The sequence below is a fragment of the Paenibacillus suaedae genome, from assembly GCF_032337355.1.
GTDB classification, from domain to species: domain Bacteria; phylum Bacillota; class Bacilli; order Paenibacillales; family Paenibacillaceae; genus Paenibacillus_B; species Paenibacillus_B suaedae.
The window spans coordinates 92,050-98,275 of sequence record NZ_JAVYAA010000003.1; the positions used below are offsets into that span (position 1 = coordinate 92,050).

General features: G+C 41.5%; 6 protein-coding genes. All 6 read left to right on the plus strand.

Annotated features, from left to right (window positions below; genetic code table 11):
• Positions 1-13 precede the first annotated feature (13 nt).
• Positions 14-1,381, plus strand: coding sequence for an ABC transporter permease (locus RQP50_RS14100; RefSeq protein ID WP_315745795.1), 1,368 nt, complete (start codon positions 14-16; stop codon positions 1,379-1,381).
• A gap of 166 nt (positions 1,382-1,547) precedes the next feature.
• Positions 1,548-2,984: an AMP-binding protein gene (locus tag RQP50_RS14105; protein ID WP_315745796.1), complete on the plus strand. Its 1,437-nt coding sequence runs from the start codon at positions 1,548-1,550 to the stop codon at positions 2,982-2,984.
• Between the two features lie 16 nt (positions 2,985-3,000).
• On the plus strand, positions 3,001-3,990 hold the full coding sequence (locus RQP50_RS14110) for a hypothetical protein (RefSeq protein WP_315745797.1): 990 nt from the start codon (positions 3,001-3,003) through the stop codon (positions 3,988-3,990).
• 80 nt (positions 3,991-4,070) lie between these two features.
• Positions 4,071-4,838: a class I SAM-dependent methyltransferase gene (locus RQP50_RS14115; RefSeq protein WP_175560640.1), complete on the plus strand. Its 768-nt coding sequence runs from the start codon at positions 4,071-4,073 to the stop codon at positions 4,836-4,838.
• 51 nt (positions 4,839-4,889) lie between these two features.
• Positions 4,890-5,945: an alpha/beta fold hydrolase gene (locus RQP50_RS14120; protein WP_072728417.1), complete on the plus strand. Its 1,056-nt coding sequence runs from the start codon at positions 4,890-4,892 to the stop codon at positions 5,943-5,945.
• Positions 5,946-5,970: 25 nt separating this feature from the next.
• The gene (locus RQP50_RS14125; RefSeq protein ID WP_072728418.1) at positions 5,971-6,225 is read left to right on the plus strand and encodes an acyl carrier protein; all 255 of its coding nucleotides are present in this window, start codon (positions 5,971-5,973) and stop codon (positions 6,223-6,225) included.
• The last annotated feature ends 1 nt before the right edge of the window (position 6,226 follow it).

The window sequence follows — 6,226 nt, forward strand, 5'->3', positions numbered from 1 at the left end:
AGGGGAATGATTCATGAAAAATATTATTAAAATTGCCTTTCGGAATATTTTGGCAAAGAAAAAACGCTCCATTTTAATAGGTTTGGCGATTTGGCTGTCGTTATTCCTTCTAATGACCACTGATGCCATTATGAATGGCGCGCAAAAGCAAGTTTCCAAAAGTTATGTCAATCTTCAGTCCGGGGATGTGGCAGTAATTTGGGAAAACACCAAAAAGGTCAAGAACAGTGATCCGTCTCGGTTGTTAGCCATTCAAGCTTTTGAGGCCGAGAAAAAAGATCAGAATCAACAGGCGATTAGCCGATTGGAGACCTTTGTAAAGGATCACTCGGAAGAGATCCAGGCATATTATCCCACCATTATCCGGAATGCTCAAATGACCAAGGGTAACACTGTGGATACCGCCAAAGTATTTAGCTTGACTCCGCAATACCAAGATATGCTCCTTGCCAGCGAAACCGTGAAAATGGATCAGGGAGTGCTATTATCGGATCAACCTTATTCCATTTGCATCAGTGCCGACAAGGCGAAAGCCAATCATCTGAAATTAGGCGACAAGGTCACGTTTGAGGCGATAACTCCCGATGGAACCAGTAAATCGCTGGATTTTGTAATCACGGGTATTTACAGCAACATGGCTATCTATGACAATAAATACTCTTTTATGTCTTATAACAATGCCAAGGAACTTTTTGATTTCGAATCCGGTTACTTCGATGTAGGAAGGATTTTTTTGAAGCATCCAGATCAGAGGGGCAGATTTGCAGAGACAATGGATCAATATTTAACCTCCGAAAGTCCCATATTGCGGGCTGAGTCATCGGAGATGGCTTCCTCGTTTTTCACCAATACTTCAACTATGTTAAAAGCATCCTTTGAAGTTTTTGTGGTGTTCTTTTTATGTGTCATCGCGCTCGGCATTTATTCCACCATTAAAATGAATCTGTTTGGACGAATGAAGGAATTTGGGACTATTCGAGCGATTGGCTATAGCCGTTTTCAAAGTTTCTTGATTATTTTCTTTGAATTTTACTTTTTGTCTATCATCGCCATGGTGGCTGCTTTGATAATGGTGGTGGTGCTGGTTCTAATCGTTGGCAATACCGGAATCTATTTGGGTTCAGGGGCGATTACTACGGTCATTGGAGGCGAGAGAATTTATCCCGTTCTAAAAGTTGGAGATACTATCTTGGCCTTTTTGATCATTACCCTGTTTACGATTATCTCTTCGGGCGGCCCTGGATTGAAATTGTGTTACCAAAATATCACGGATCTTATGCTGAAACGGCAACGGAAAATTTCGCTTTTCTCGATATTCTTCCGTAGTATTTTTCCGGGAAGCGAGCCTAAATCGAATCAGGGGAAATTCATTGGTTCGTAATTGAACTGGTGTTTGATAGGGATACTCCCCATAAAGTAGACAGGTTAATTAACAAAAACCTTCTGCTTTATGGGGAGTTTTTAGTGTGCGGTTTAATTGTTTCTTACGGCTCAAATAGTCAGTTTTGGATTAATGGCTAGATTCGGAATTGATGGTGGTGTCAGAAATGAATTTATTATTTAACTTTGCGGCATTTAAAAATCGTAAGGCAATCATCACTCAATCGGGTGAACATTTTTCATATGATGACTTAATCCGAGAATGTGATCGGTTCCAACCGTTTTTTGAATCAAGGGATAAAAAACTAGTGATGATCCTTGCCAAAAATAATATCGAAACCATAATTGGTTATTTGGCCGCAGTGCAAAGCAATAATGCTGCCATGATGATTGATGCCCATTTAGACAGTGAAATTCTTAATAATCTAATCTCGACATACCAGCCAGATTTTATTTGGCGTCCTGAAAATGGAGACGGTGTGTTCGGATACCAAGAATACGAATTAATAGATTATCGATGGGAACAGCAGCCAGAAATCCACTCGGATATCGCCGTGTTGCTTTCCACATCGGGATCGACTGGTTCACCTAAACTGGTGCGTCTGACGAAGCAAAATGTTATTGCTAACGCTAGATCCATCGCCGCTTTTCTTCATTTAAATGAGACAGAACGAGCAATCACTAATTTGCCAGTGCATTATTCCTATGGATTATCGGTTATTAATAGTCATTTGACTGTAGGCGCGACCATTCTACTAACGGATACCCCCATCGTCAAAAGAGAATTCTGGGACTTCTTCAAAGCCGAAGGAGGAACATCCCTCACTGGGGTGCCGTATACCTATGAAATTTTGAAACGAATGGGATTTTCTCAAATGGAGTTACCCTCATTACGCTATATGACCCAGGCGGGCGGGAAACTCAGTATCGAATTGGTGCTGGAATATGCTGAACTATCCCGATTAAAGAAATTTGATTTTTGGGTGATGTACGGTGCTACCGAAGCTACGGCTCGAATTGCTTACCTGGATCCGGCGTACAGCGTCTCCAAATCGGGGAGTATTGGGAAATCCATCCCCGGTGGGAAACTTTGGCTGGAGGATGAGGAGGGAAATCCGGTTACGGATCCCTTACTCGAAGGAGAGTTAATTTATGAGGGACCGAATGTGATGATGGGTTATGGGTATTGTCGGGAAGATCTCGCGAAAAGCGATAAATTGTTAGGCGTCTTAAAAACCGGTGATATAGGATATTTCGACAATGAAGGTTTTTTTTATATTACCGGACGTAAAAGCCGTTTTCTGAAGATTCTGGGAAAACGTATCGGGTTATCGGATATCGAGCATCATTTACAGTGTTTGGGGTTCAATTGTTATGTTGGTGGACAGGACGAACTGCTTCTGATTGCGTACCACCAGGAGGAGTTGCAAGATGTAGCCAAAGTGATACTGAATAACATCAAGAAGGAAGTTTTTACTCGGTTTAAAATCCCTATGGATCTCATTCAAGTGATTCCAATGCAACATATTCCCCGGACTTCTTCTGGGAAAATTAATTATGCTAGTTTTGGATTTAAGTTAAATCAAAAATCAACATTCAAGTGAGGTGGAGTTGGAAACCATGAATACAAATCAAAATCAGCGAATTCTCTATGCGACTTTCGAAAATGAAATTCAATTGCCAATCCTGGATATTACTCATCCCCTTTTTAACGCTAGTATTGATGAACAGGCGTATCATTTGAACTGTCTCAAGTCAGCTCGGAGCATTGAATCACTAAAGAAGATGCCAGGTTTTATTCGGAACATCTTTGTGAAAATGTCAAATGTCGACAATTCTTATCTTAGCGGCATGCGTACGTTGCTGTACAAACTTGGCCCCGGCTTAAGTCGGGGGATAAAATTAGGTTTCCGCGACAAGTGGGCGGTGAAACAGACCTCTTTTATGGGACTACGGATCAGGCTGAGAGATCTTTGCCGCAGCCAGTCGAAAATATTGCTGCCTCAGCTAAAGCAATTTCCTGAGCGCAACCTTTGTTTCTTCAATATCGCCGGAGGATCCGCTACCGACAGTATTAACACCCTGATTCTAATTCAGGAATCGGATCCGGAGTTACTCAAAGGTCGGAAGATTGAGATAAACATTTTAGATATCGATACCGTTGGTCCAAATTTCTCAAAACGATGCATTGATGTTATGAAGCAACCGGGTGAACGCTTCCATGGTCTGGACATTACCCTCAATATTGTTCACTATGACTGGAGCCAACCCGAGGCATTAGTAAAGTTGAGTTTGGAACGTTCCGATTGGATTCAGCTCTGTTCGTCAGAGGGGGGGCTTTTTGAGTACGGTTCGGATTCAGATATCATTGAAAATTTAAATCGTTTCTTTACCAACTCCCCGGCAGACGCCCGGGTCACAGGCTCCTTAATATTCGACCGAGCAAATGTAAATGCGGGATATCTGGGATTTACAGAGTTTATTGGCGTGCAGATCCGATATCTGGGGCTGGAGGGGTTGCAGCGAATTTTATCACAAACCTCGTGGGTTTTGGAAGAATCCCATGAAATTGATAAGATCTATATTCTGTTTTCATTGAAGAAAGCTTGATTTAGTTAAAGATATGGCTGTATTCATTTTGTACGCCATCAGGCGGGCCCACGGAGGTCGGGAAAGGTAAGGTGATGGGTATGGCTGAGAGTTGGATCGTCAGGGATCAGTTTAATAAACAGGCAACCCAATTTGACAATTGGACGATAACACAGGATGAAAAAACCCATCAGTTTCTAATGGAATTTTATAATATCAGCGCTGCTGACGAACTGTTGGAATTTGCTTGTGGGACGGGGGCATTTGCTATCTATGCGGCCGGGCGGGCCAGGACGGTTTGGGGGGTGGATATCTCCGAAGGGATGATTGAAGTTGCCACTACGAATGCCAGAGAACGCCAATTGGAAAACATCCGGTTCATCTGTAGTAATGCGGAAAAGGTGTCATTTGAGAGTGAGCAGTTCTCCTGTGTCAGTTCAAAAGCGGCATATCATCATATGAAAAACTATCCGGCAGTATTTCAGGAAATGAAACGCTACTGCCAAAATCAAGGGCGAATTTGTATCCAGGATATTATTTCGTATGAGGATTCAAAACTGGACGATTTTTTTGAGCGGTTGGAACTGTTAATCGACTCCTGCCATCATCGTACGCTTTCCAAACAAGAGATTGTCGACTTGTATAAACAAAATAATGTTGAAGTTTTTCGAGCACTGGTATCCGTATCCACACTGAATTTTTACGAATATGTCAATCACGCCGTGCAAACTGAAGAAGACAAAGCCGAGATTGACGAGCTGGTGCGGATGGGATTGAATGATCCTCTCATCTCTCAATGGCTCTTCACGGAAAACGATACACTGTTCTGGAAACGCAAGGTGTTGACCATCGCCGGTTACAAAAGATAAATAAGACGCTGCGCTGGCGATAAATAAAAAATGAAAAGAGGTATATCATCTGTGGAAGCAGCCAGCCAAACGCAAAGAGATATATCTATGGAAGTTGGGCAGACGAAAAGAAAATCCCGGCGATTGCTAAAGGTAAGCCTGTTAGTTGTCGGGATTTTGCTGGTAATGATGACGGTGTCAATTTTGTATATTGTCAATGAGGTAACCCCGAAAGCAGCGGCGGTATTTTCGGCCAGAACCCCTGACAAGGAAGGTAAAATAATTCCTGTAAATGGTTTTAATCTCTGGTATAAAGAGACAGGAAACCCTAATGGTGAACCCATCATCGTCATTCATGGAGGCCCGGGATTATCCTCGTATTATTTCCATGATTATTTGGATTTTTTGAAGCAAAAAAACAAGGTAATATTCTATGATCAACCGGGTACCGGAAATTCCGAGTCGAAGAGTGATTTGCAAAATTATAGTTTTCAACATCTCACGGATGATCTGGATGTTATTGTGAATGATTATGCAAAAAAGAAACCAGTAACTCTTTTGGGTCATAGTTTTGGAGCCATTGTAGCACTCCAATATGCGCTGGATCATCCAGGAAATGTCGATCAACTTATACTGGTTTCCACTCCCTTTATTCAATCCACGATGCAACCGGAAATGTTGCTCAAACTATATCGGACGCTGCCGCCAATTAATGACCCAGAAGCTACTAATCAGTGGTATCATCAGCGGTTGACAGAGTATTACAACACTACTTTCTATCATCCTGGCGGTGGCGAAAAGCTGGATCTCGGCCCTGCAAGTTATGCGCCGATGATGTCGATCTTTAAAACGATGCAAAACTTTAGCCTGAAGGATCGACTCCCGGGTTTTGATAAAAAGACATTAATTATTTACGGGGAGGCGGATAAGGACGTGATTTCCATAAAGGATCAGTTGATCCTACATCAAGACTTGCCCAACTCCACCTTGATTAAATTCGAAAATTCTGGTCATTGGTCATTTATCGAAGAACCTGAAAAATTCCGGAAAACGATTATGGATTTTTTAAATAATGGTCATTCATCGACAAACCTAAAAAATTCCGGAAAACGGTTATGGGATTTATAGAAAATTGATATGGGGAGGTAGAGTTATGGAGGTAGTGGAATTGAAGGGAGAAATATTTGATTTTATGAACGAAACATTTTTACTGGAGTTCAATGATAATATCACAGAGGGTACGGATCTGTTTAAAGCTGGGATCATTGACTCCTTTGGATATTTGAAGTTGATAACATTTTTAGAAAATGAATTTCATATTAAATTTTCTGAGGATGAGATTTTGGACAATGTTTTTGTTTCGTTTTCAGACATTGTGAATTGTATCTCAAGAAAGCTGTATAGATAAG

Excerpts from the sequence above, each read along its gene's own strand:
- RQP50_RS14100 (WP_315745795.1), top strand. The coding sequence starts at position 14 with ATGAAAAATATTATTAAAATTGCCTTTCGGAATATTTTGGCAAAGAAA.
- RQP50_RS14105 (WP_315745796.1), top strand. The coding sequence starts at position 1,548 with ATGAATTTATTATTTAACTTTGCGGCATTTAAAAATCGTAAGGCAATC.
- RQP50_RS14110 (WP_315745797.1), top strand. The coding sequence starts at position 3,001 with ATGAATACAAATCAAAATCAGCGAATTCTCTATGCGACTTTCGAAAAT.
- RQP50_RS14115 (WP_175560640.1), top strand. The coding sequence starts at position 4,071 with ATGGCTGAGAGTTGGATCGTCAGGGATCAGTTTAATAAACAGGCAACC.
- RQP50_RS14125 (WP_072728418.1), top strand. The coding sequence starts at position 5,971 with ATGGAGGTAGTGGAATTGAAGGGAGAAATATTTGATTTTATGAACGAA.